This is a genomic window from Sporosarcina sp. P13 (assembly GCF_002743055.1).
Taxonomy (GTDB): Bacteria; Bacillota; Bacilli; order Bacillales_A; family Planococcaceae; genus Sporosarcina.
Map to the genome: position 1 here is coordinate 131,075 of NZ_PDYM01000002.1, position 24,091 is coordinate 155,165.

Annotated in this window: 26 protein-coding genes; 4 read left to right on the forward strand and 22 right to left on the reverse strand. The window is 42.0% G+C overall.

The annotated features are described in order from the left end of the window. Nucleotides 1–13 precede the first annotated feature (13 nt). The 10 genes from CSV79_RS02090 to gpr form a co-directional block, all read right to left on the reverse strand. The gene (locus tag CSV79_RS02090; protein WP_099687376.1) at nt 14–754 is read right to left on the reverse strand and encodes a 16S rRNA (uracil(1498)-N(3))-methyltransferase; all 741 of its coding nucleotides are present in this window, start codon (nt 752–754) and stop codon (nt 14–16) included. A 2-nt stretch (nt 755–756) separates the two neighbouring features. Then, complete coding sequence (gene prmA, locus CSV79_RS02095; RefSeq protein ID WP_099687377.1) at nt 757–1,701, reverse strand: 50S ribosomal protein L11 methyltransferase; 945 nt, start codon at nt 1,699–1,701, stop codon at nt 757–759. 15 nt (nt 1,702–1,716) lie between these two features. Next, nucleotides 1,717–2,838 carry a molecular chaperone DnaJ gene (dnaJ, locus tag CSV79_RS02100; protein ID WP_099687378.1) on the reverse strand — a complete coding sequence of 374 codons (1,122 nt, stop codon included), beginning with the start codon at nt 2,836–2,838 and terminating at the stop codon, nt 1,717–1,719. A gap of 135 nt (nt 2,839–2,973) precedes the next feature. Then, entirely contained in the window at nt 2,974–4,800 is a 1,827-nt protein-coding gene (gene dnaK / locus CSV79_RS02105; protein ID WP_099687379.1) for a molecular chaperone DnaK, read from the reverse strand. Between the two features lie 50 nt (nt 4,801–4,850). Then, nucleotides 4,851–5,426 carry a nucleotide exchange factor GrpE gene (grpE, locus tag CSV79_RS02110; RefSeq protein ID WP_099687380.1) on the reverse strand — a complete coding sequence of 192 codons (576 nt, stop codon included), beginning with the start codon at nt 5,424–5,426 and terminating at the stop codon, nt 4,851–4,853. After that, a complete protein-coding gene (hrcA, locus tag CSV79_RS02115; RefSeq protein ID WP_099687381.1) occupies nt 5,423–6,478 on the reverse strand; it encodes a heat-inducible transcriptional repressor HrcA in 1,056 nt (351 codons plus the stop codon). The genes grpE and hrcA overlap by 4 nt, the downstream gene beginning before the upstream one ends. Before the next feature lie 90 nt (nt 6,479–6,568). Next, on the reverse strand, nt 6,569–7,708 hold the full coding sequence (gene hemW, locus CSV79_RS02120) for a radical SAM family heme chaperone HemW (protein WP_099687382.1): 1,140 nt from the start codon (nt 7,706–7,708) through the stop codon (nt 6,569–6,571). A gap of 69 nt (nt 7,709–7,777) precedes the next feature. After that, complete coding sequence (gene lepA / locus CSV79_RS02125; protein ID WP_099687383.1) at nt 7,778–9,601, reverse strand: translation elongation factor 4; 1,824 nt, start codon at nt 9,599–9,601, stop codon at nt 7,778–7,780. 83 nt (nt 9,602–9,684) lie between these two features. Further along, entirely contained in the window at nt 9,685–10,485 is an 801-nt protein-coding gene (spoIIP, locus tag CSV79_RS02130) for a stage II sporulation protein P (protein ID WP_233201343.1), read from the reverse strand. A gap of 53 nt (nt 10,486–10,538) precedes the next feature. Beyond that, entirely contained in the window at nt 10,539–11,576 is a 1,038-nt protein-coding gene (gene gpr / locus CSV79_RS02135) for a GPR endopeptidase (RefSeq protein WP_099687384.1), read from the reverse strand. Between the two features lie 195 nt (nt 11,577–11,771). On the opposite strand from gpr, the gene rpsT reads away from it, so the two are divergent. Further along, a complete protein-coding gene (gene rpsT, locus CSV79_RS02140) occupies nt 11,772–12,023 on the forward strand; it encodes a 30S ribosomal protein S20 (RefSeq protein WP_099687385.1) in 252 nt (83 codons plus the stop codon). A 48-nt stretch (nt 12,024–12,071) separates the two neighbouring features. On the opposite strand, the gene holA is transcribed toward rpsT, so the two are convergent. Then, nucleotides 12,072–13,079: a DNA polymerase III subunit delta gene (gene holA, locus CSV79_RS02145; RefSeq protein ID WP_099687386.1), complete on the reverse strand. Its 1,008-nt coding sequence runs from the start codon at nt 13,077–13,079 to the stop codon at nt 12,072–12,074. A 125-nt stretch (nt 13,080–13,204) separates the two neighbouring features. Between holA and CSV79_RS16710 the strand changes: the two genes are divergently transcribed. Then, nucleotides 13,205–13,357 (forward strand): hypothetical protein, encoded by a 153-nt coding sequence (locus CSV79_RS16710; protein WP_158232450.1) that lies wholly within the window; start codon nt 13,205–13,207, stop codon nt 13,355–13,357. 917 nt (nt 13,358–14,274) lie between these two features. Further along, nucleotides 14,275–14,409 (forward strand): YqzM family protein, encoded by a 135-nt coding sequence (locus CSV79_RS02150; RefSeq protein WP_099687387.1) that lies wholly within the window; start codon nt 14,275–14,277, stop codon nt 14,407–14,409. 64 nt (nt 14,410–14,473) lie between these two features. On the opposite strand, the gene CSV79_RS02155 is transcribed toward CSV79_RS02150, so the two are convergent. The 11 genes from CSV79_RS02155 to CSV79_RS02205 form a co-directional block, all read right to left on the reverse strand. Next, nucleotides 14,474–16,738 (reverse strand): DNA internalization-related competence protein ComEC/Rec2, encoded by a 2,265-nt coding sequence (locus tag CSV79_RS02155; protein WP_099687388.1) that lies wholly within the window; start codon nt 16,736–16,738, stop codon nt 14,474–14,476. A 17-nt stretch (nt 16,739–16,755) separates the two neighbouring features. After that, on the reverse strand, nt 16,756–17,319 hold the full coding sequence (locus CSV79_RS02160; protein WP_099687389.1) for a ComE operon protein 2: 564 nt from the start codon (nt 17,317–17,319) through the stop codon (nt 16,756–16,758). 13 nt (nt 17,320–17,332) lie between these two features. Continuing rightward, nucleotides 17,333–17,983, reverse strand: coding sequence for a helix-hairpin-helix domain-containing protein (locus tag CSV79_RS02165; RefSeq protein ID WP_233201344.1), 651 nt, complete (start codon nt 17,981–17,983; stop codon nt 17,333–17,335). Between the two features lie 68 nt (nt 17,984–18,051). Beyond that, complete coding sequence (locus CSV79_RS02170) at nt 18,052–18,792, reverse strand: class I SAM-dependent DNA methyltransferase (RefSeq protein ID WP_099687391.1); 741 nt, start codon at nt 18,790–18,792, stop codon at nt 18,052–18,054. After that, the gene (gene rsfS / locus CSV79_RS02175) at nt 18,789–19,133 is read right to left on the reverse strand and encodes a ribosome silencing factor (protein ID WP_099687392.1); all 345 of its coding nucleotides are present in this window, start codon (nt 19,131–19,133) and stop codon (nt 18,789–18,791) included. The genes CSV79_RS02170 and rsfS overlap by 4 nt, the downstream gene beginning before the upstream one ends. A 3-nt stretch (nt 19,134–19,136) precedes the next feature. After that, nucleotides 19,137–19,709, reverse strand: coding sequence for a bis(5'-nucleosyl)-tetraphosphatase (symmetrical) YqeK (gene yqeK / locus CSV79_RS02180; RefSeq protein WP_099687393.1), 573 nt, complete (start codon nt 19,707–19,709; stop codon nt 19,137–19,139). Then, on the reverse strand, nt 19,684–20,268 hold the full coding sequence (locus tag CSV79_RS02185) for a nicotinate-nucleotide adenylyltransferase (RefSeq protein ID WP_099687394.1): 585 nt from the start codon (nt 20,266–20,268) through the stop codon (nt 19,684–19,686). The genes yqeK and CSV79_RS02185 overlap by 26 nt, the downstream gene beginning before the upstream one ends. Nucleotides 20,269–20,278: 10 nt before the next feature. Continuing rightward, a complete protein-coding gene (yhbY, locus tag CSV79_RS02190; RefSeq protein ID WP_099687395.1) occupies nt 20,279–20,569 on the reverse strand; it encodes a ribosome assembly RNA-binding protein YhbY in 291 nt (96 codons plus the stop codon). A 2-nt stretch (nt 20,570–20,571) separates the two neighbouring features. Beyond that, nucleotides 20,572–21,396 (reverse strand): shikimate dehydrogenase, encoded by an 825-nt coding sequence (aroE, locus tag CSV79_RS02195; protein WP_099687396.1) that lies wholly within the window; start codon nt 21,394–21,396, stop codon nt 20,572–20,574. Nucleotides 21,397–21,420: 24 nt separating this feature from the next. Next, nucleotides 21,421–22,521 (reverse strand): ribosome biogenesis GTPase YqeH, encoded by a 1,101-nt coding sequence (gene yqeH / locus CSV79_RS02200; protein ID WP_099687397.1) that lies wholly within the window; start codon nt 22,519–22,521, stop codon nt 21,421–21,423. Nucleotides 22,522–22,523: 2 nt separating this feature from the next. Beyond that, the gene (locus CSV79_RS02205) at nt 22,524–23,039 is read right to left on the reverse strand and encodes a YqeG family HAD IIIA-type phosphatase (RefSeq protein ID WP_099687398.1); all 516 of its coding nucleotides are present in this window, start codon (nt 23,037–23,039) and stop codon (nt 22,524–22,526) included. A gap of 156 nt (nt 23,040–23,195) precedes the next feature. Between CSV79_RS02205 and sigK the strand changes: the two genes are divergently transcribed. Then, on the forward strand, nt 23,196–23,894 hold the full coding sequence (sigK, locus tag CSV79_RS02210) for an RNA polymerase sporulation sigma factor SigK (protein ID WP_099687399.1): 699 nt from the start codon (nt 23,196–23,198) through the stop codon (nt 23,892–23,894). Nucleotides 23,895–24,091 lie beyond the last annotated feature (197 nt).

Below are 24,091 nucleotides of genomic sequence, written 5' to 3' on the forward strand. Positions count from 1 at the left end.
CTGCTCACCTCTTTCATTCAAATTCATAAGACATGGCGGACAATGTATATAATGGGGCCGTTTCTGTACGTAAGATTCGCGGACCTAATGACACCGGAAGGAAACCAGCTTCTTGTAGTAAAACAGCTTCTTCTCTGGCTAATCCACCTTCAGGACCAAAAACAACGACTATCGATTGTCCATGATACACGTTTTTCAGCCGGTCTGCAATCTTATGTGGAACATCGCTTTTCGCGTCTTCTTCATCAGCGAATAACTTCACGTCAAACATTGCTGCATAATCAATCAATTGCTTAACCGTTTGAACTGGCAGGATTTCAGGTATTTCATTGCGATGGCATTGCTCCGCTGCTTCTTTAGCAATTTTTTGCAGTCGTTCAATACGCTTATCACTTTTTTTCGAATCCCACTTGACTATGGATCGACTAGCCGCTAACGGTATAAGCCTTTTCATACCGAGCTCAGTACCTTTTTGCGTGATTAAATCGAGTTTATCACCTTTAGGAAGACCACAAACAAGCGTTACAGAAACGGGCATTTCAGTTTGTTGAGTAAGTTCACAATGCTTGGAAACGACGACTTGATTGTCAAGGATTTCTTCAATCTTAGCAACCGATGCAATTCCACCATAAACGGTTAGTATTTCTTGTCCCGCGATCATACGCATCACTTTGATAATATGTTTACTATCATCTCCGCTAATCACCGCACGGTTTCGTTCATCAAATGGCTGATCAAGAAAATAGCGTTGCATGATTATTCACGACCTTTACGAGCAATGATTGCTACCCAATCTTCCATCAGTACCGTTTCAACGATTTCAAATCCGTGTGACATCAAGTCATTGCGTACTTCATCGCGCTTTTGGCCGATGATTCCAGATGTGATAAACAAGCCGCCTGGTTTGACAAGATCAAAGGCATCTTTTGAGAAGGACATAATAATGTCAGCCAAAATATTCGCAATGATCAAGTCTGGTGGATCTTCTATCGCATCTAGTAAATTCGCTTTTAGTACAGTAATCCGGTCATCTACATGATTGTAAGCAACGTTTTCTTGTGCTGCACGAACCGCCACTTCATCTAGATCAAGCGCCGTAATTTGTTTCGCACCGAGCAATGCAGCACCGATTGCAAGCACGCCTGAGCCAGTTCCGACATCAACGACCGTTTGATGAGGTTGCAAATATTTCTCTAACGCCTGCAAACATAGCACAGTTGTAGGGTGTGTTCCCGTACCAAATGCCATTCCCGGATCCAACTCAATGATTAGTTCATCCGTTTCAACCGGTGTATAGTCTTCCCATGTCGGCACGATTGTAAAACGTTTAGAAATTTTTACCGGATGATAATACTGTTTCCACGAATTCTCCCAGTCTTGCTCATCTACTTCTGTGATGCCGATCGTAAAGCGTCCCGGATCCAATGAAAACTGACGGAGTCCTTCAATTTCGAGTTCAAGCTCTCGGACGGTTTCGTTGATGAAACTATTCACCGGCAAATACGCTTTAATAATGACACCTTCACTTGGAAAGTCATCCTTATCTAATGCATAGAGTTCACCGTAGACATTGACTCGTTCTTTATCGGGTTCTTCGGAATCTTCAATAACGACTCCGCTCGCTCCTGCTTCGTGCAGGATATTCGCCACCGCTTCGGTAGCCTCATGCGTCGTGTGGACGGAAACTTCAGACCATTTCACAGTTGTTCAATCCCTTCATTCGCCTTTGAAAGTACGTTTAATTTTGTCAAAGAATGAGCTGGAATACTCATCCGGTGATTCGCCTTCAATGGAGGCAAACTCACGCAGTAATTCCTTTTGTTTCTCTGTCATTTTCTTCGGTGTTGCCACTTTAACAATGACGTGCTGATCTCCTACACCATGACCATGAACGTTTGGAACTCCTTTACCACGCAAACGGAAATTTGTACCGTTTTGTGTACCCGCTGGGATTTTCAACTTCACTTTACCGTGCACAGTCGGAACTTCCAATTCATCTCCAAGTGCAGCTTGTGGGAATGTCAATGTAAGTTCTAGAATAATATCGTCTTCTTCTCGAATAAAACGATTATGTGGACGTACATTAAAGACAATATATAAGTCTCCTGGAGGTCCGCCGTTAATTCCCGCTTCCCCTTGGCCACCTACGCGTAAACGCTGACCTTGGTCTACTCCTGCAGGAATGCTTACTTTAATGACTTTATTTTTCGTTACGCGACCTTTACCATAACATGTCGTACATTTTTCAGGAATGATTTTACCCGTTCCTTGACATGTCGTACATGTTCTACGATTCACTACTTGACCAAATGGTGTGTTTTGCGTAACGGAAACTTCACCAGCACCATTACACGTTGTACATGTTTTGACACTTGTACCTTTTTTAGCACCTGTTCCGTCACATGTAGAACATTCTTCTTCACGTGGAATTTCAATCTCTGTCTCTTTACCAAAAATTGCATCCATGAAATCTACAGTCATCGTATATTGAAGATCGTTACCTTTTTGCGGCGCGTTCGGATCTCTTCTTCTCGCACTACCACCAAAGAACGTACTGAAAATATCTTCAAAACCGAAACCTTCTCCACCACCGCCACCGAATCCGCCAAACCCTTGTCCAGGTCCAGCATGGCCATACTGGTCATATTCCGCGCGTTTGTTCTCGTCGCTTAATACTTCGAATGCCTCAGTTACTTCTTTAAATTTCACTTCTGCATCATCCGCTTTATTCAAGTCTGGATGGTATTGCTTGGATAATTTTCGATACGCTTTACGGATTTCTTCCTTCGTTGCGGATTTAGAAACTCCTAGCACATCATAATAATCTCTTTTACTCATTTCCTGCACCCCTCATCGCATTTTACCTGTGGTCCATTGTACCATGTTGAACCGATTTTTGTTATGTTAACGAACGAAAAAGTCAAAGCCGGAATTCGGACTTTGACTTTTCCGTCAATAGCTATTTCAATTCAATTACTTTTTGTCTTTGTCTTCTACTTCTTCAAAGTCAGCATCTACTATGCCATCGTCTTCTGTACCTGCTTCACCTTGTGCTGCTTGTGCTTCCGCAGCAGCTTGCTCATACAATTTCACAGAAAGTGCTTGTACTAAACCGTCTAGTTTTTCTTTCTTTTCGCGTATTTGCTCAAGATCTCCAGATTCATTAGCAGTTTTTAGTTCTTCTAAAGCTACTTCTGCTTCTTTCACTTCAGCTTCGTCCACTTTACCTTCTAGATCTTTAAGTGTCTTTTCTGCCATGAATACTAGCTGATCTGCTTCGTTGCGTAATTCTGCTTCTTCTTTACGCTTCTTGTCTTCTTCAGCATGCGCTTCTGCATCTTTAACCATTTGATCGATCTCTTCATCAGAAAGGCCTGAACTAGACTGGATCGTGATGTTCTGTTCTTTTTGAGTACCTAGATCTTTCGCCTTAACATTTACGATACCGTTTTTATCAATATCGAATGTTACTTCGATTTGTGGAACGCCACGTGGAGCTGGTGGAATATCCGTCAATTGGAAACGACCTAATGTTTTGTTGTCAGTTGCCATTGGACGCTCACCTTGTAATACGTGAATGTCTACTGCTGGCTGATTATCAGCCGCTGTTGAGAACACTTGTGATTTACTTGTAGGGATTGTCGTGTTGCGGTCAATCAATTTAGTGAAGACAGACCCCATTGTTTCAATACCTAAAGAAAGTGGAGTTACGTCTAGTAATACAACGTCTTTTACATCCCCTGTAATGATTGAACCTTGAACAGCCGCACCCATTGCTACAACTTCGTCTGGGTTAACGCCTTTGAATGGCTCTTTCCCTGTTGCTTTTTTGATAGCTTCTTGAACCGCTGGAATACGAGTAGATCCACCAACAAGAATGACGCGATCGATTTCAGATGGAGATAGGTCTGCATCTTTAAGTGCTTGACGTGTAGGTACCATAGAACGCTCTACAAGATCTGCAGTTAACTCATCGAACTTACCGCGAGTCAATGTGATTTCTAAGTGAAGTGGTCCTGCCTCTCCCGCTGTAATGAACGGTAGTGAAATTTGAGTGGATGTTACACCAGACAAATCTTTCTTCGCTTTTTCCGCTGCATCTTTCAAGCGTTGCATTGCCATTTTATCTTTTGAAAGGTCGATTGAATTTTCTTTACGGAATTCTTGTACTAAATAGTCCATGATGATTTCATCAAAATCGTCACCGCCAAGTTTGTTGTCACCTGCAGTTGAACGTACTTGGAATACACCGTCACCAAGTTCAAGGATTGATACGTCAAACGTACCACCACCTAGGTCATAGACAAGAATCGTTTGATCTTCATCTGTTTTATCTAAACCGTATGCAAGTGCTGCTGCAGTCGGCTCGTTGATAATACGCTCTACTTCTAGACCTGCAATTGTTCCAGCATCTTTTGTTGCTTGACGCTGCGCATCGTTAAAGTAAGCAGGTACAGTAACTACAGCCTTCGTTACTTTCTCGCCTAGATATTCTTCTGCATAGCCTTTCATGTATTGAAGGATCATCGCAGAAACTTCTTGTGGAGAATATTCTTTGCCGTCAACTTCTACTTTATAGTCCGTACCCATATGTCTTTTCACAGACATGATTGTGTTTGGATTCGTGATTGACTGGCGCTTCGCAACTTCCCCTACTTGACGCTCGCCATTTTTGAATGCAACGACCGATGGAGATGTACGGTTACCTTCTGGGTTCGGAATAACTTTTGCTTCTCCACCTTCATATACTGCTACTACTGAGTTTGTTGTACCTAAGTCAATACCAATAATTTTACTCATGTTTAATTTTCCTCCTAGATTATCCATACATTAGATTATATTTATTTAGTTTATTCGTTCACTTTAACCATTGAAGGACGTAGAACGCGATCCTTCAGCTTATATCCTTTTTGCAGTTCTTCTAAAACAATACCTGACTCTTTATCTTCATCATGGTCTGTCATGACTGCTTGGTGGAAGTTTGGATCAAACGCTTGATCCAGTGCAGGAATTTCTTCCAAGCCTTCCGATTTTAACGCATCTACCAATGAACGGTAGACCATGTCCATGCCCGTAAGAAGTGATTGTGTTTCTGCTTCTTTCGCTTCAACAGAAAGTGCACGTTCGAAGTTATCAAGGACTGGTAAAATATTTACCATTACGCTTTGCGCACGATATGTTTGCAACGCTTGGTAATCAAGTGAAGCGCGTCGTTTGACGTTTTCCATATCAGCTAAGACGCGTAGTCTTTTGTTCTCTTCTTCTTCAAGAGCTTTCGTTAGTTCATCTATTTTTTTTGCTTGCTCATCCTCTTCAGTAACTTCTACAACCTCTTCTGGCTGTTCAGTCGTTTCGGTAAGTTCTTCGTCAGATTCTACTTCGTTCATTTCAACTTCTTGTTTGTTAAGCTCTTCTTTTTCCGTCACGTGTCTTGCCTCCTGTCTGTTTCTTGTCCGATAGTCATTCGATTGAGTGCAGTGGATAAATCGCTACTTAAAGTATCGAGTAACGTGATCACTCTTGCATAATCCATACGCTTCGGACCGATAATTGCAATGGAACCTTCCATATTCTCTCCTGCAGAGTATGTGGAAGTAATGACGCTATACTCTTCCATTTCAATTACTTTGTTCTCAGAACCAATTCGAACTTGGATACCTTTCCCTTTTTTCTGAAAAAGATCCATCGCCGGATTGCCTTTTTCAATTAGTTCAAAGAATGATTTCATTTTTTGAAAATCATGAAATTCAGGTTGTTTCCACATATTCAATTTCCCACCGAAGTATAGACGTTCTTCAGGTTCTACGGCAATCGCTTGCTGTAAGGAACTAAATAGTTGTTCGGCTTGATGAATATGTTGTTCGAATACATGTTTCGCTTCTTGTAATAACTTTTGTTGCAACTGGACGAGCGAAGTGCCTATTAGGCGTTCATTTAAAATATTGACCGTCTTTTCGATTTCCGAAGCAGTGAGACCTGGCGGGACATCAAATATTCGATTTTCCACATGCCCATTATCTGTGACGATAATCGCAACTGCCCGTTGTTGATCCAATGGAACAATAGAAAACTTTTTGACGGCGTGCGTCGATGTATCCGGTCCAAGTAGAATCGATGTGTAATTCGTTAACTCTGATAAGATCGTTGCAGACTTCCGAATTAACTCTTCAGATTCCCCTACTTTGTCATGAAACAATGTACGCAGTTGCAAGCTGTCTTCTATAGCTAACGTCTGTGGTTGCAATAAATGGTCCACAAAAAATCGATAGCCCTTTTCAGAAGGTACTCTTCCAGATGATGTGTGAGTCTTTTCTAAATAACCCATATCCTCCAGATCCGCCATGTCATTCCGAATGGTTGCCGAACTAAATGGCGCTTCCGGCTTCTTTGACAGTTGCCTCGAACCCACAGGCTGTGCAGACTCGATAAAATCTTTCACTGTCAATTGTAGTATGAGCAATTGTCTGTTTGTCAACATGATCATCACTCCTGTTAGCACTCTTTAACTTTGAGTGCTAATACTACTCATAATTTATCAAATTCTGTTTTAGCTGTCAACGATTCAAACTCATAGTTCCAGTAAAAATTGTTCAAACACATGATTTCCTTGAAAAACGCCTTTTCGAGTTAAGCAAAGACGACCTTCTTTTTGCTGTAAAAGTCCTTGGTTTTGCATACTTTCGATTGGTTTACCGAATACATCTTGTATAGATGTTGCAAATTTTTCTTTAAAAAGCTCAATCGATACTCCTTCAATCTTTCGCAAACCTAAAAACATTTCTTCTTCCATTGATTCAGCTAACGTCACGGTATGCGTTTCCTTAACAGGTAAGCGGCCGGCTTCTAGTTGCTCAATATAATGTCGTAACGGGCCTACATTTGCATAGCGCTGTGTACCAAGAAAGCCATGCGCACCGGCACCAATCCCTGCATACTGCGCATTCTCCCAATAAATTAAGTTATGGAATGACGGTGAACCTGGAACCGCGAAATTGCTAATTTCATATTGCCGTCGATTTGCTGCATTCATCCGATCAATCACCATAGCGAACATTTCAGCTTCCGCGTCAACGCCTGGCAACGGCAATTTCCCTTTCGCCATCCGATTATAAAAGACGGTTTTCGGCTCAACAATCAATGAATAAGCAGAGTAATGCGGAAGATTGAGTGCCAATGCACGATCCAACGTTTCTTCCCACTCTTTCACTGTTTGCGTTGGTAATGCGTACATTAGGTCGATACTAATGTTTTCGAACCCAATCGCGCGTGCTGTAGAAATCACACGTTCCACATCGTCGTTTGAATGTGTTCTACCGATTTGATTCAAGAGACGATCATTAAATGATTGCACACCAATGGATAAACGATTGACTCCTTTTTCTTTCAAAATCGCAAGCTGTCCTTCTGATAAGTCATCTGGATTCGCTTCCGTAGTGAATTCACGTAACTTCTTAACGTCGATATACTGCGCGACGATCGTCAGTAAGCGGTCAAGTTGCGTAACGTTTAGTGCTGTTGGTGTACCGCCACCGAGAAAAACAGTTTCTACCTCTTCAAATGAATGTCCTGCTTCTTGCATCAGTTGAAATTCCTTGCCAATTGATTCGATATATTGATCAACAGGCTGATTTTTCAAAAACACTTTATTGAAATCGCAGTAATGACAAATTTGCTGGCAAAACGGTATATGAATATACACTCCTCGCATGCTGCCACTTCCTTTTACTTAAGTATGTAAACGTCAAAAAGAGGGCGTGTCTGCCCTCTCTTTTGTATGTTAATCTTCGTCCATCTTCAAGACAGCCATGAACGCCTCTTGAGGCACTTCGACCGAACCGACTTGCTTCATCTTCTTCTTACCTTCTTTTTGCTTTTCAAGAAGTTTACGTTTACGAGAAATATCTCCACCGTAACATTTCGCCAAGACGTTCTTACCCATCGACTTGATCGTGGAACGAGCAACAATTTTTTGACCGATTGCCGCCTGTACTGGCACTTCAAACTGCTGTCTTGGAATGAGTGACTTTAATTTTTCTACAATTGCTTTACCGCGTTCATAACTAAAGTCATTATGGACGATGAAGCTGAGCGCATCGACTGTTTCACCATTCAAAAGGATATCCATCTTCACAAGTTTCGATCGCTTGTAGCCAATTAACTCGTAGTCAAGCGATGCGTAACCTTTAGTGCTTGATTTTAATTGGTCAAAGAAGTCATAGACAATCTCGGCTAATGGCAATTCATAGATGACATTCACACGTGTGCTGTCCATATAGTCCATCGTTTTGAACTCTCCACGCTTTTGTTGGCATAGCTCCATAACTGCGCCTACGTAATCGTTAGGCACCATGATGGATGCTTTAACATAAGGTTCTTCTACATAATCCACCTTTTGTGCAGGCGGCATCATCGAAGGGTTGTCGACATTCATCGATGAACCATCCGTTAAATTTACTTTATAAATAACACTTGGTGCTGTCGTGATTAGATCAATTTTGAATTCACGTTCGATACGCTCTTGGATGATTTCCATATGTAATAGCCCTAGGAAACCACAGCGATAACCAAATCCAAGTGCTTGTGATGTCTCTGCTTCATATTCTAAGGCGGAATCATTTAACTCAAGTTTTTCAAGCGCCTCACGTAAATCATTATATTTTGACGTATCAATTGGATACAATCCACAGAACACCATCGGATTCATCCGACGATAGCCTGGCAATGCTTCAGGTGCGGGGTCAGTAACAAGTGTAATCGTATCCCCGACTCGTGTATCCCCTACGTTTTTAATAGATGCAGATAAGAATCCAACATCTCCTACCGTTAATTCTTCACGTGGAGAAATTGTCGGTGTGAAAACGCCTGTTTCCAACACTTCAAATTCTTTACCTGTTGCCATCATACGGATTTTATCGCCTGGTTTTACTTTTCCTTCGACGATTCGGATGTTAACGATAACACCTTTATATTGATCATAATGGGAATCGAAAATTAGCGCTTTTAGCGGGGCATCTGGATCTCCCTCAGGTGCTGGTACTTTTTCTACAATTTGTTCAAGGATTTCTTCAATACCAATACCTGCTTTTGCTGAAGCAAGAACCGCTTCAGATGCATCCAGTCCGATAACGTCTTCAATTTCTTGTTTGACTTTCTCAGGATCTGCGGCTGGTAGGTCGATTTTGTTGATGACGGGAAGAATCTCCAAGTCATTATCCAGCGCTAAATAAACGTTAGCTAATGTTTGGGCTTCTATTCCTTGCGCTGCGTCTACTACGAGGATTGCTCCTTCACAAGCAGCCAAACTTCGTGACACCTCATACGTGAAATCGACGTGTCCTGGTGTATCGATTAGGTGGAACGTATACTCTTCACCATTTTTTGCATTGTATGTTAACTGGACGGCATTTAATTTTATCGTGATGCCACGTTCGCGCTCCAAGTCCATAGAATCCAAAGTTTGTGATTTCAAATTACGTTTGCTTACCGTTTCAGTTTTTTCCAAAATACGATCAGCTAAAGTTGATTTCCCATGATCGATATGGGCAATAATTGAAAAGTTTCGTATATTCTTCTGACGTGCTGCTCTTTGCTCTTGATTCATCCATGTTCACTCCTACACATACGTACCTATTTAAGCTACTTGAATTATAGCAGTGAACTGTACAGACTTCAATATCTGAGCTGTTATTGCGCCATCAGTAAGGCAGAAATAGATTCCCCCATGACAGAAAGTGAGTGATTTAGTTCAACTTCAGTATTACCGACGCCGCCTAGTTCCACTAAAATCATACTAGTGTCTAGGTCCTGATTATATTTACCGTCTACACCACGACCGCCTTTGATGATGATTTCTCGCGTAATGCCAGGCACGCGTTTTTCCAATTCATTCTTCAACTGTTTCGTTTTCGTCAAATTCTTATTATAATACGGATGCTCTCTCCCGATAACGAACGCAATTTTGGCATAGCGTTGTCCACCATGGGTAATCGTCGTTCTAGCAGGTCCTAACGAGTCTCTATGCAGATCAATGACTAAATCATACGGCTGATTACGTACTTTTTCTTCTACATACGGGCGAATAGCTGCGTACGATCGGTGATAAGGTATTTTCTTTTGCTGCATGATTTTGGTTATATCAATATCCAATTGTTCCGCTGTGATACCGTGGACGAGTAAATTATCTTTTAATTTGGCGCCCATTTTCAAAATATTTTCGGAATGATGAGAAGCTGAAACTTTTCCATTGACTGCTTTCGTAATCGGTTCATAAGCTTCATGGGAGTGAGCAGAATAAATCAATACACGCCCTTCCACTTTAGGTTTCATATCTTCTTCTAGCACATTGGATGCATAAACAATCATGCTCGGTTCCTTTAAAGAGAAGGTGGATGGATTAGTCGACTGCTTCGGTAGGAACTGCAGAACTACTGGGAAGATGAATAAAATGAAAATGAAGCTCATCCAGATTTGCAAGGTTTTTTTCATTGGGATCCCTCCATCTTCCACTCTATGCAGAAGAAAAAAGGTCAATGACTGGATTAGCTTTTTACTTTATGAATCCAATCCACTAATGAACTGGACAATGCAGATGCATAATTTGCAACCCATGAATCAATTTCTTTAGGCGAGATAAAAGTAGCAAGTTCTTGTGCGGTTAACACTTCCTCAAACAATTGAACGCGCTCGTCATGTGTCCACGATGACCAATCTCCGAAAATGGGTGCGAGTGACCTCCGATCAGCATCTGTTTTTATACGCTGGGGAAAGCGCCCCGTAGCGAGCTTCGAAGACGGCATATCTGACTCTTCAATTTTCGCCGCAATATAGCCAAACATCGTGTCGATTGCATCTGCCACAAGTACAGGTCCATCGACGACGGTTGGGACGCCAATTGCGATTACAGGAATTCCTAAGCTCTTCTCTGATAACTCTTTACGGCTATTCCCCACTCCGGATCCCGGATGAATACCAGTATCCGTCAATTGGATCGTCCGACAAAGACGTGAACTACTTCTAGCAGCGAGTGCATCCACAACAATCACCACATCGGGCTTTACCTGCCCTACAATGGCTTTAACAAACGAAGCTGTTTCCAAGCCCGTTTGAATCGTCACACCTGGAGCGTAGACAATGATGTCACTTTCATCTGATTCATAATAGTCAGGAATGACTTCTTTCACGTAATCCATCGTTAACGGACCGACCGCATCTGGTGTAATATCGCGATTACCAAGACCGATTAATAACATCTTCTTTGCCTGATTTGGTAGCTTTTCTTCGATTAACAGCGACATTTTCTCCACAACTAACGTACATAGTTTCTGTATTTCATCCATTTCGTGAACAGCGAGTGTCGGAACAGTCAATGTGATGTAGGTTCCTTTCGCTTTGCCGATTTCTTCTTCGCCTTCTGCATTCACTTTTACTGTTGTCGCCTTTATACGTCCTAGTGTTTGTTCTTCTACTTCAATACCAGACTTTTTCTTTAAAGCTTTCTCTTCACCCGCACTCTGATGCCTAACAAATTCATCACTTTCATCGATCAAATCTGTACGATAATAATTGATTTCGCTCATTAATTTCACCTCTATCCAACAGTTTGTACCAAAATCTCACGTTTATTCGAAAATATATTGCTGTAAAGTCTAAATCCTTTACCTTTTTTTCTTGCATTATCTCGCTAGCTTTGTTAAAATTGTGCTTGTTGTAAAGAGATGTCCGGATGATTGTGGAAACACTCTTGCTATACCTAAAAGCTGGAGGTGAATTAAATGCCAAACATTAAAGGTGCTATCAAACGCGTTAAACAAAGTACTGCTGCTAACGTGCAAAACTCTCATGTGAAAGCTTCTATGCGTACTGCAATCCGTAAAGCGGATGCTGCTATTCTTGCAAACGAAGAAAACGCACAAGAATTAGTGAAAGTTGCTGTGAAAAAATTGGACACTGCTGCTCGTAAGGGTCTTATCCATAAAAACACTGCTGCTCGTCAAAAATCACGTCTAACTAAAAAAGCTCAATAAAACATGTAAAGACTGCCTCTTCGTGACGGCAGTCTTTTTTATACGTGCTTATAAGCCATTCATTAGAAATAATTCTAGTCTTCTCTGTCGGTTACCACTCGTTGTCTTTAATTGAAGATCAATCGTCGCTAAGTCATTTAACGCTTTTAATAGAATCGGTAACGGCGGAAGATTGCGCTGCATCATTAATTTAACGCGGTACGGGTGAATATGAAGCGTTGTCGCTATCTGTTGTTGTTGGTAGCCTTTTTTCCGTAAATTAACGACATGGATCATTAAACGCACTTGACTGGCAATTAAAGAAGTCAGCATGATCGGCTCTTCTCCATTACGTATTAAATCATGATAGACCGCTAAAGAATCAGCTTTTTTTCCATTAACAAATGAATCAGTCAGTCGGAAAACATCCATTTCAGGTGTTCGCGCGACTAATTGTTCGATCATGTCGATCGTAACAGTTCCTTTGAAAGCTAAATACGCAGCAATCTTTTCCACTTCAGTAGAAATTGTCAAAAGATCAGTACCCGCCATATCCATAAGAAATGCAGCTTCGCTTTTCCCAAATATAATTCCTATATCTTTCCCTTGTTGCATAATCCATGTTGTCAAATCTTGTCCTTGTAATGTGACGCCTTCTACAACAACCGCGTGCTTCTTCATCTTCTTCGTAATTTTCTTACGTGCATCCAATTTTTCATAAGGTGCAATAAACACGACGGTAGCTGTCGGTGAGGGATTTTCTAACCACTTCTCAAGCAACTCCAATTGATGGTTTTGCTTTTCTTTCGATTGATCTGTTGCTTTTAGAAACGAACAATTTTTTGCGACAATTAGTTTATGATCAACCAAGAAAGGTAATTCATCCGCCACTTCAAGAACGGCTTGAATCGGAATTTCTTCCAAATCAAAACGATTCACTTCAGCAGACGTCATGCCAGGCACCGCACGTATCAATTTCTTTACAGTTTCATCCAGCAAATGCTGTTCCGTTCCTGTCAGCAAATAAACTGGCTGCACATCGCCTTTTTCAATTGCACTCCAGATTTTTGTAACCATTTTGTTCACCTCAACTAACCATTTCTCTATCCAGTATCGTATCATTTCTTTACGTAAAATCCTTTAGTAACTATACATGAAAAAAGCGAAGTTCTCCATACTAGCAACAAAAGGAGGTCTTTTTTATGAAAAACCGTAAGAACAACAAAGTGACACCGAAAAAGAATGAGAAGGAAGAGATTTCAATGGAATTGGCGGAGATTGGTAATTTGCAGCCGAAACAGGAGCCTATGACGCCGAATCATCGTGAAACCGCGGAGAAAGATCGGTATTATTGAGATTTTGTCGTTGTTCGACTTAGTTTAAGTGACTGGATTTGGTAAGGCTCAGCTTTTTAGCCTCGCTTCGGAATGTTGGGAATTCCCCCACAAAGAGCCAACTAGCAAAATTCGCTAGTTGGCTCTTTGTTTCGTTCGACCCCGCAGTTGTGCCTTCGCTTTTTGAGTACAGTGTAGTTTTGGTAGTCTTTGATACAGTGGAAAACCAGTTTGTGTTGGATCGTTGCTCGACTTTTTCACGGTACTTAAGTTAGTAAAGGTCGGCTTACTATCACCGCTTCGGCACGTGGGGGATTGCCTCCCGCAGTTGTGCCTTCGCTTTTTGAGTACAGTGTAGATTTAGTAGGCTTTGGTACGGGGAAAAATCAGTTTGTGTTGGATCGTTGCTCGATTTATTTCCGACACTGAAGTCAGTAAAGGTCGGCTTACTATCACCGCTACGGCACGTGGGGGATTGCCTCCCGCCAGGAGCCAACAAGCGAAGGTCGCGCTAGTTGTCTCCTGGCTTCGGCTGACCCCGCAGTTGTGCCTTCGCTTTTTGAGTACAGTGTAGTTTTAGTAGGCTTTGATACATAGTAACATACACTTTTAAACTTTAAAGTACTATGTTACTTACTTCTCTTCACTAAACGAAGGCGCCTTACAAGCGGTAGGCGGAGCGATAAGACAGATAGGTGCTCTTCCTATCTGGCTTATTGCGGGAGCCATCCGCTAGCACCGAAGTGGGTACAGTGGGAATCGAAAGTACTTGTCGTTTCCGTTTTCGTAAGGTTTATTCTCTTGCCTTGTACCCCATTCACATCACCAGTCTTTGAACAAATTGTGTCATCGTTCATGGAAGATGCTTTAAACTGCGATTTTTATGGATTTTTCGTTCACTTTCATCTATACTTAGTATGGAATTAGGAGGTGTAGCAATGAATGAATTTGAACATGATGTTCAATCAAAACGTAATGATGCGATTGACTCAGGCATTGGCTTTGGTGTAGCGTTTATCGGTTTTTCTTTAATTTTTGTTATTGCTACGATCATCGATATCGTTGCCCGCTAATCAATATTGGATAAAATAGACACAACCGTTTATATACGGCTGTGTCTATTTGCTTTTCGAGATATTATCTGGAAGACGAAATCGTGTAGGATTCTCCTTTTATACGAAGTTCAATGGTGCCATTCTCTGCCGTAGATAAATACGGAATGCCATGTTCCTCAAAGCGCTCAGTGACTTCTGCGTGAGGATGACCGTACCTGCTGTTTCGACCTGCTGAGATGAGGACCAGTTCAGGCTTCAGGAAACGCACAAATGCTTCAGTACTAGACGTTTTACTGCCATGGTGACCTGCTTTTAAAATAACTCGTCCGAAGTCTGTTGTCTGATAACGTCCCAACATCCTATATTCGCCAGCCATTTCTAAATCTCCCGGAAATATACATGTCAACTCTCCATTCGCCATTACAAGCACTAATGAACTGTCATTGCCTTCATAGCGCCTTTCTTCAGGTGCCACATATTGAAATTGATAACCACCAAGGGACCAATGCTCACCTTCCCCAACTAATCGAAGGGGAATCTTTTGTTGCTGCGCTATACGCAAGACATCGACCATGGACTTCCCTTGTTCGCTTCCTGGCGGGGTATTAATTTCCTTTACACGCAACTCTTCTAACACTTCATCTGCACCTTCCATATGATCAGCATCGTCATGCGTGATGATCAAGCGATCAATTGTAGTAATTCCTTTTGCTTTTAAATAAGGCACCACAATATTACGTCCGACTTCAAACGGTTGATCGGGCGTCTTCCAATTCTTTTCACCGAAACGAACAACACCTCCTGTATCGATGACATAGACTGCTTTACGAAAAGGCAGTTCAATAATCGTGCTATCCCCTTGTCCGACGTCGACATAGGATACAATAACATCTCGATGCAACACCGGCTTGATTTCCAAGTAGAGCGCTGGCAGTAGAAGACAGACAATACCGAGGACAATTGATTTTCTTCTCTCAAGACAAACGAAGAAGATCAAAACACCGATAACAGCGAATGTCGCGCCCCACCCATCTGGTTGCCCTGGTGTCCATAGTTGATAAGGCAACGAAGCAAGCCATGACGTCATACTCCCAATCCACTGCCGAATCGGTTCATAAATGAAAAATAGAATATGAGCAAGTGGAGGCACTAGATAACTGCAGGCAAGCAAAAGCAAATTCGCCGGTAAAATAACAACTGAATACAACGGTACATAAAACAAATTAACAATAAAAGAAGATATCGATAGTTCATAAAAATGATAAAGCAAAATTGGATAAAGTGCGATTTGCGTAATGACGGTCACTAGAAACGACACATGCAAATTATGTTTAGCGTCACCCAAAATAGCAGATGAATATAGCAAAGAAAAAGCTGCCAAATAAGATAATAGAAAGCCAGGCTGAAAAACGATATACGGCTGTGATATCATAAACAACATCGCACTCATCGCTAACGCATCGTCTAGCCGCAAACGAAGATTCCCTGATAAAGCCAACAGCATAATCATCGTCACAGTTACCGCACGCCAAACAGACGGAGCACCACCCGCGATACAAGCGTAAAGCGGCAAAAAGAACAATAAACAATATGTGACCCACTCTTTACGAAAACCGACGCGTAGTAAAATCGCCCGTATGAAAAACGTCAGTAATCCAATATGCAAGCCAGAAATAGCAAATAAATGGGTAATACCAAGTGTTCGGTACTCCACTTGCAACGATGAATCCATTCCCGTACGATCACCAATTAGTAACGCCTCCGCTTCCGTAACGAGCGTACTTGGGAAACGACTTCTAATATGCTGTTTAATGTTTGAGCGGTAGTGAGACAAGCGAGAACGAATCGTTGCTAATGGTACATTGGCTTGGATCTCTGTAATTTCAAGAATGCCTGCAGCACCATTCATCCGCAAATACCGTGCCATATCAAACGCATAATCATGTGCGGCTGGTTCCATTTCTTTCTGCATGACTTCTGCTGTAAATTGGAAGGTCGCTAAATTAATCGATTGAAACAATTCTTTTTGACGTTCGGATTCAAGCGGATACATCATATAGACTACCGTGCCATCTGAAATGCGTGCGAAGCCTTTCACTTTACCGCCGTCCATTTTCACTTGGTCATGCCAAACAAAGGTAACAATAGAAGAACCGTCAGGGAGAGTGTTTGTTTTACTAGAGAAATAAAAAAAGGAGAGACCTACAATTGTGGTGCACAGAAAGAGATGAAGATAGTCTTTACGTAGAAAGAAAAAAGGTACTAGGAATAGTAAGTTAAGTAATAAAAGCGATCCTGAAAGCTCAGCTGCAAATGCAGAAATCGCTATAGGAATCGCTATATACATCCATCGTATCGATCGGATTAATTGCCAAATAAATGATTCACCCTTCGCGAAAGGGCATCCAGTTCTTCATCATTTGCGCCAAGTGCTTGCATTTTCGTTAACATTTCGCCGAACAATGCAAATTTTTCTCCACTCGCGAAGTCTATCGAACGATTATCAAATGGTACTTTTTCTGTAATTACACCTGCTTGTGCAAACAACTCGATCGCATAGTCGCTATTGCGGTAATCTTCGGCATAGTTGACGCGTTCTATTCCCGCTTGAATCAATGCTTTACTACACTGTAGACAAGGGAAATGTGTCACATAAATCGTGGCACCTGCAACAGGTATGCCGTATTTTGCACACTGCAATAATGCGTTCATTTCCGAATGAATAGTCCGTACGCAATGATTATCTACTACATAACAGCCATGTTCGATACAGTGATCGCCACCTGATATCGATCCATTATAGCCGCCAGCAATAATTCGCTGATCGCGCACTAAAATGGAACCAACAGACAAACGCGTACACGTGCTACGCATCGCCAGTAGATGACTTTGCGCCATGAAGAACTGATCCCAAGTAATTCGCTCCATACGGTCGCCTCCATCAATTAAGTGTGATAAATAATTCTAGTTTTTCAAATGTTTTATCGCCAATTCCGGAGACACTTTTTAAATCATCCAGTTGCAAAAATGCTCCGTGCTCTTCTCTATATTGTACAATGGCCATCGCTTTCGACGGACCAATACCCGGCAAGGTTTGAAAATCGCTTTCACTGGCTGAATTTATATTGACCTTCGTGGTCGCGCCGTCAGTAGACCCACTAGCGACTGGCTGCTCAAACGTAGGCGGCTGTTCACCCACAATCGGTACATAGACGACAGCTTCATCTGTCAATCGCTGTGCGTGATTTAAAAGCCGTGTATCCGCTTGTTCAGTATAGCCACCCGCTTGATCGACCGCATCTAATAGACGGTCACCTTCACGCATCGAATAGAGTCCGGGATGTTTTACAGCTCCCTTGACATCCACGAGAATAGCGGCCGACACAGCTTCCGCGACGAGTTCAACAGGCGCTTCGACTTCTTGTATATCTGGTAGTGTTTCAATCGGTTCAAATAGGGATTGTCCATGTTCTTCGGATAGCGGATCCGATGGTTCTCGGGGAAAGAACAAAACGATGGAAAGTACAGCGATTGCTGCAATAGGAATGATCAATTTACGCCACTTTTCGGTAAGGAATGATCGGATATTCAACAACCCTTTCTTTCAGCACCGTATGGAGTCTCCCTAACTATACCCGATTGTCTCCTTCTTGAGAAGGACTATTTACGCACTTGGAAGAATATTCTCTCACTTTCTTCCTCCGGCGGTTCGTCTTCCCAATCTGCAAAAATCCGCTCTATTTGAAAACCTGCTGCATTAAGCATTTCAATATATTCAGTAACAGCAAATGAACGCTGTGTATGTACTTCGTCAAATCGTCTGTACAATCCATTTTCCTGACGCACAAAAAATGCTAGCTCCGAATAAATTGAATGTTCCATTTCGCCAGGTACCGTCTGCCAAACATACGTAATCCGACGATTATCGAAGACGAAAGGTCCTTCCAAGAAAATCTCATCCATTTTAAATAAGGAATGAACGTCAAAAAGCAGTACGCCCCCCTTTGAAAGGGCTTTATAAACGCGACGGAATGTTTCTTCCACATCCGCTTGATTTATAACGTAATTCAGCGAATCAATTGAAATAATTGCCGCATCATACATTCCATCCACTTCTAATCGTTGCATCGGTTGCTCTTTAAAATCGATTGCAAGCCCAAGTGACTTCGCCCGATTAGCCGCAACTTCAAGCATATTAGCAGACAAGTCGATGCCTGTGACATGGGCTCCTTGTTTTGCAAGCATCGCTGAAAGCAAGCCCGTGCCGCAACCAATATCCAAGACTTTTTTCCCTATAACGCCAGCAGACGCCAAATCGAGTAACTCGACATAGGCGTCATACGGGATATCATTCATTAATTCATCATAAATATGTGCGAACTCTTGGTAAGAAGAGCTCATTGTTCATTCGCCACGTCTAGTAACGGTGCGTCTCCCCATAATTTTTCCAAGTTATAGAAACCACGCTCGTCTCTGTGGAATACGTGAACGACTACATCTAGAAGATCGACTAGAACCCAACGTCCAGCATCAAAACCTTCCATGCGTTTCACTGTATACCCTTCTTTTGATGCTTGGTCTGCAACTTCGCGAGCAATCGCTTGTACTTGACGTTCTGAGTTTGCGTGACAAATGATAAATTGGTCAGCAATCAGTGAGATGCCCTCCATATTCAATACAACGATGTCTTCTGCTTTCTTACTATCAACTGCCTGATAAGCTAATTCCAATAATGTTGGCATATTTCACTGTTCCTTTCTTCTACGTACATGTTCATTATAGCAATCAAATGATTTCGGGAAAATTACGGCGTACTGGTGTACTAAAAATTTAAATGTATGCTGGATACACTCCGTCATTTGATCTTCGAGTGACTCGCCCTCGATGCGCTGTCGTAAATCAGCAACACCTGGGAATTTTCTACCTGGCTCGATTAGATCTGCGATATAGATTACTTTTTCTAAATCACTCATACCTGCACGGCCCGTCGTATGATAACGAATCGCCTGCAATATATCTTCATCTTCTACACCATATTTTTCTTTTGCTAGTAATGCCCCAACTGGCGCATGCCATAGCTCGGAATGATATTGTGAGTAAAGTTCATATTCTTCATCGCGCTGTAATAACTCTAGTAATTCTTTTCTATCCATAAACTTGGCATAGTCGTGGAATAGACTTGCAATCTCAGCCTTTTCAACGGATACGCCCACTTTTCCGGCTAATTCCATTGCAGTTTCCGTCACTCGAATCACATGGTCAAATCGCTCTTTCGGTAAACGGTGCTCTAGGTCATTTCGAATGTCTTGAAGATTCATATAATCTCTCCTCTCGAATGTATGCCTCGACAGCAGTTGGAAGTAACAGTTGGACAGTACCGCCGGTTAAAAAGCGCTGTCGAATCAAAGTGGATGATAAATCAAGCTGTGGTGTTTCTAGCAGTTGGACTGGCAATTCAGTTGTATTCATAGCCCCTGGTCGTCTGACACCGATAAACGTAATGATTTTCAGTAAATCTTCAATCCGATACCATGAAGGCAACTGATCAATCATATCTCCGCCGATAATAAAATAAAATTCCGCTTCCGGCTCTTCTTCAACCAATTGTGACATCGTATCGAATGTATACGACACACCACCACGTTCAATTTCAAAAGAAGAAGCACGCAATCCTTCCATCTCATTAACGGCTAATTTCACCATTCGTAAGCGTTGCTCAGCAGTTGCGTCTCCAGGTGTTGTCTTATGTGGTGGAATCGCAGCTGGCATGAGCCACACTTCATCTAGTGCACATCCATGGAGAACTTCGTTAGCAATCAGTAAATGTCCGGTATGGGGCGGATTAAATGTCCCGCCTAATATGCCGATTCTTTTCATCTGATTCTCCTTATGGTAATTCGATACGCTTCTTTTCTGTTGACTCTCTGTAGACAACAATCGTACTACCGATTACTTGTACAACTTCAATTTGTTTGTGCGCACCAATTTTTTCGGCTATTTCTTTCTTGTCTTCTTCACAGTTTTGAAGAACACTCACTTTCAATAATTCACGTGCTTCGAGTGCTTCGTCAATTTGTGCTAAAATCGCGTCCGTCAACCCACTTTTTCCAATTTGGAAGATTGGGTCTAGATGATGCGCTTCACTGCGTAAAAAACTTTTTTGTTTACTTGTTAACATGTTTACCCTCCCACTTTCATTGTAATCATCTCAATCATCTTTTTTGTATCTGGATAGACGCTTGTCCACTTTTCAAATGCCAATGCGCCTTGATGTACGAACATTCCAACACCGTTCATCGTCCGTGCACCTGCTTGTCTCGCTGTTTGTAAAAATTCCGTTTCCAATGGGCTATAAATAATATCCGCCACAACAGCGTCTTTCTTTATCCCTTTCGGATCAACCGGCATGCCTGCTTGCGCAAAGTTCATACCAACGGAAGTCGTTTGGACAACTAGTTCGAATTCGCCCATTCTTTGCTCAGCTTCTTCTATAGATAACACGTGTGCATCCTGCATTTCAGAAGCGAGTTCTGCTGCTTTAGAAGTCGTACGATTCGTGAAATAAAGCGGACCGTAGCCAGCTGACTGCAATGCAAACGCAATTCCTCTTGCTGCACCACCTGCACCAATCATTAATACAGGACCACGCAGACGATTCCCAGCGAACTCCTGTAATGACTTAACGAAACCTGCACCATCCGTATTCGTTCCCACAAGCTTGCCGTCAGTCGTTTGATAGACTGTGTTCACTGCACCCATATGCATAGCTGCTTCATCCACCACATCTAAGTAAGGAATGATCGCTTGCTTATGCGGCACCGTCACATTCCAACCGCTACAACCGAGCGTTCGTAAACTTTCAATCGCTTGTCCTAACTTCTCTGGTGTTACGTGAATCGGTATATAGCTCGCATTCCATTCATTTTCAAGAAACCATTGATCATGCATGACAGGCGACATCGATTGTGCGATTGGATCGCCTAACACAGCATACCACTTTTTCATCTCAATTCTCCCCCCTGCAACCACTTAAATAAGTGAAGGTCTAATTTCGACATTGACACCTTTAGGAGCGTGTACCGCCACTTTTACATTGGGGTGCTGAATCGTGATCCAGCCAAGGCCTGAAATCACCAAATCTGTCTTCGCTTGCTTAATGGAAAACTCATGACGGACGAGCGCTGGTAGCGTTTCTAGTGATGCCGGACTTGGTGGTGACAACATATCCCCTAAATGCTTCTCATATAAATCATCTGCATTTTCCAATTTCGTGCGGTGAAGCATTATGCCATTCGCCACGTAAAAATTGAACGAAGAGCGATCACCTTGGATGAAGTCAAAACGAGCTAAACCTGAAATAAATATCGTTTGCTCAGCATTCAGCTGATAAACTTTCGGTTTAATCTCTTTTTTCGGTGTGATTAGCTTCAAATCTTGTGCGTCTAGATTATGTGCAATTTGGTGATCGTTGATGATTCCCGGTGTATCGATTAACGACTTTCCATCATCTAACGGAATCTCCACGACATCTAGCGTCGTACCAGGGAAATAAGAAGTCGTAATAATATCTTCCATACCCGTCGCGTTTTTAATAATGCGGTTGATGAATGTAGACTTCCCTACATTCGTACAGCCAACCACATAGACGTCTTTCCCTTTACGGTACGTCTCAATGGCATCCAATGCTTCTGTCATGCCTGTGCCTTTAACTGCGGAGACGAGAAGCACGTCGATCGGTTTCAATCCGAGTTTCGCAGCCTCCGCCTTCATCCAGTTCTTGACACGTTGCGGATTAATCGCTTTCGGAAGAATATCAGATTTATTACCAATTAATAAAATATCTTTTTTCCCAACAAAGCGGTGGAGTCCATTGATCCAGCTACCGTTAAAGTCAAAAATATCGACGACTTTGACAATCAAGCCGTCTTTTTCACCAATTCCATTTAGAATCGCTAAAAAATCGTCTCCTGATAAGGACACTGGTTGTAGTTCATTATAGTTACGCAACTTAAAGCAACGCTGACAAATAACATCCTCTTTTTCTAAAGAGGCAGGCGGCGCGTAGCCTTCTGCTGTTTTATCTGTCGTTTGGATTGCAATACCGCATCCAATACATTTGATTAATTCCAAATTTAGTCCTCCCACGTAATTAACCCTTTTCTTTTAAATCTTGCCATGATTCTTCGTTCAATCGCACGGTTGAATTTCGTAATCGGCGCATCGGAACTTGCTACAGGAACGACTAATATCACCTGTAAACCGGCTCGATTAGCACCTAAAACGTCTGTCAATAACTGATCACCAATCATCACAATTTCTTCTTTAGGCAAGCCCAATGTAGATACTGCCTGATGAAATGCTCTTTTCAATGGTTTTCTAGCTTGGCAAATATATGGAATACCTAATGGATCACAAAAGTGACGCACGCGTTCTATATTATTATTAGAAACAACTGTAATTTGCAAACCTGCAGCGCGCATCGATTCAAACCAAGCCGTGATATCTTCGGTGGCGTCTGCACGATCCCATTCAACGAGTGTATTATCCAAATCAGTAATAATGCCCTTTACGCCATTTTTTACAAGCTCTTCTGGCTTGATATGAAAAACTGATTTTACATAGGCACTCGGCAAAAATTGTTTTAACACATTATCCTCTCCGCCCTACAACAAATTCTTGTCTGATTATAACATAGTTGGGGTTTATGCACGCACAACTATGACTAATTTCATCGCTTTTCTTTTAAAGTGCTAGGGACCCCACTTTTTGCATAAGGTAATGTACTAACAAACGGAGGTGGTTACATGAGTGGGTTTTTCATGGCCCTCATGCAATTATGGTTAGAGATCCCCGCGTTAATCGGCTATATCAGGGGGCAAGCATTCCTTCGTCCACTATCAAAAGCGGAAGAAGCAGAATGCCTAAGACGATTAGCAGAAGGTGATGACAGTGCGCGCGATGAGCTAATTGAACATAATATGCGTTTAGTCGCGCACATCGTCAAGAAGTTCCAGCCAAAGCACGAGTTGTTGGATGACTATATTTCAATAGGTGCAATTGGCCTGATGAAAGCCATCAACAGCTTTACACCTGATCGCAAAACGAAGCTTGCGACATATGCTGCACGTTGTATTGAAAATGAAATTCTGATGTATTTACGCACACAAAAAAAGGTACAAAAAGATGTCTCCCTCTATGAACCCATCGGCCTTGACAAAGATGGCCAATCGTTAGAAATCGCAGACCTACTCCAAACAGATGACATACCTCCCCAAACAACCGTAGAACAGAATGAACAAAAAGAGCGCCTCTACAAACATTTGAGCAAGCTAGATTCGCGCGAACTTGAAATCATCCAAAGACGTTACGGATTACTAGATGATCAGCCGATGACGCAAAAAGAGATTGCTGAACAATTGAATATTTCAAGAAGTTATGTATCGCGTATCGAAAAGCGTGCTATTGTGAAATTGTATCAGTCTTTTAAACATGAGTATCAGTAACTTTACTATTTAGCGCTTGTGAATGGGCTAGCTTACAGATGTAAAAAAGCGTTTCCGATTAATTAGCTCAGGCCCCAAGCCCATCGCTCATCGGAAACGCTTTGTTTTGGTTGTTAGTCCGCTTTGACCTCACGTAAAATTACTGCTGACAATATAGCCGCTACTAGAAAAACTCCACCCATTAAGAATCCCATTGG

What these genes read in the sequence shown, in the direction of transcription:
- CSV79_RS02090 (WP_099687376.1), bottom strand. Translation starts at nt 754, where the DNA reads ATGCAACGCTATTTTCTTGATCAGCCATTTGATGAACGAAACCGTGCG.
- dnaJ (WP_099687378.1), bottom strand. Translation starts at nt 2,838, where the DNA reads ATGAGTAAAAGAGATTATTATGATGTGCTAGGAGTTTCTAAATCCGCA.
- dnaK (WP_099687379.1), bottom strand. Translation starts at nt 4,800, where the DNA reads ATGAGTAAAATTATTGGTATTGACTTAGGTACAACAAACTCAGTAGTA.
- hrcA (WP_099687381.1), bottom strand. Translation starts at nt 6,478, where the DNA reads ATGTTGACAAACAGACAATTGCTCATACTACAATTGACAGTGAAAGAT.
- hemW (WP_099687382.1), bottom strand. Translation starts at nt 7,708, where the DNA reads ATGCGAGGAGTGTATATTCATATACCGTTTTGCCAGCAAATTTGTCAT.
- lepA (WP_099687383.1), bottom strand. Translation starts at nt 9,601, where the DNA reads ATGAATCAAGAGCAAAGAGCAGCACGTCAGAAGAATATACGAAACTTT.
- spoIIP (WP_233201343.1), bottom strand. Translation starts at nt 10,485, where the DNA reads ATGAAAAAAACCTTGCAAATCTGGATGAGCTTCATTTTCATTTTATTC.
- gpr (WP_099687384.1), bottom strand. Translation starts at nt 11,576, where the DNA reads ATGAGCGAAATCAATTATTATCGTACAGATTTGATCGATGAAAGTGAT.
- rpsT (WP_099687385.1), top strand. Translation starts at nt 11,772, where the DNA reads ATGCCAAACATTAAAGGTGCTATCAAACGCGTTAAACAAAGTACTGCT.
- holA (WP_099687386.1), bottom strand. Translation starts at nt 13,079, where the DNA reads ATGGTTACAAAAATCTGGAGTGCAATTGAAAAAGGCGATGTGCAGCCA.
- CSV79_RS16710 (WP_158232450.1), top strand. Translation starts at nt 13,205, where the DNA reads ATGAAAAACCGTAAGAACAACAAAGTGACACCGAAAAAGAATGAGAAG.
- CSV79_RS02150 (WP_099687387.1), top strand. Translation starts at nt 14,275, where the DNA reads ATGAATGAATTTGAACATGATGTTCAATCAAAACGTAATGATGCGATT.
- CSV79_RS02155 (WP_099687388.1), bottom strand. Translation starts at nt 16,738, where the DNA reads ATGTATATAGCGATTCCTATAGCGATTTCTGCATTTGCAGCTGAGCTT.
- CSV79_RS02160 (WP_099687389.1), bottom strand. Translation starts at nt 17,319, where the DNA reads ATGGAGCGAATTACTTGGGATCAGTTCTTCATGGCGCAAAGTCATCTA.
- CSV79_RS02170 (WP_099687391.1), bottom strand. Translation starts at nt 18,792, where the DNA reads ATGAGCTCTTCTTACCAAGAGTTCGCACATATTTATGATGAATTAATG.
- rsfS (WP_099687392.1), bottom strand. Translation starts at nt 19,133, where the DNA reads ATGCCAACATTATTGGAATTAGCTTATCAGGCAGTTGATAGTAAGAAA.
- yqeK (WP_099687393.1), bottom strand. Translation starts at nt 19,709, where the DNA reads ATGAATCTTCAAGACATTCGAAATGACCTAGAGCACCGTTTACCGAAA.
- CSV79_RS02185 (WP_099687394.1), bottom strand. Translation starts at nt 20,268, where the DNA reads ATGAAAAGAATCGGCATATTAGGCGGGACATTTAATCCGCCCCATACC.
- yhbY (WP_099687395.1), bottom strand. Translation starts at nt 20,569, where the DNA reads ATGTTAACAAGTAAACAAAAAAGTTTTTTACGCAGTGAAGCGCATCAT.
- aroE (WP_099687396.1), bottom strand. Translation starts at nt 21,396, where the DNA reads ATGAAAAAGTGGTATGCTGTGTTAGGCGATCCAATCGCACAATCGATG.
- sigK (WP_099687399.1), top strand. Translation starts at nt 23,196, where the DNA reads ATGAGTGGGTTTTTCATGGCCCTCATGCAATTATGGTTAGAGATCCCC.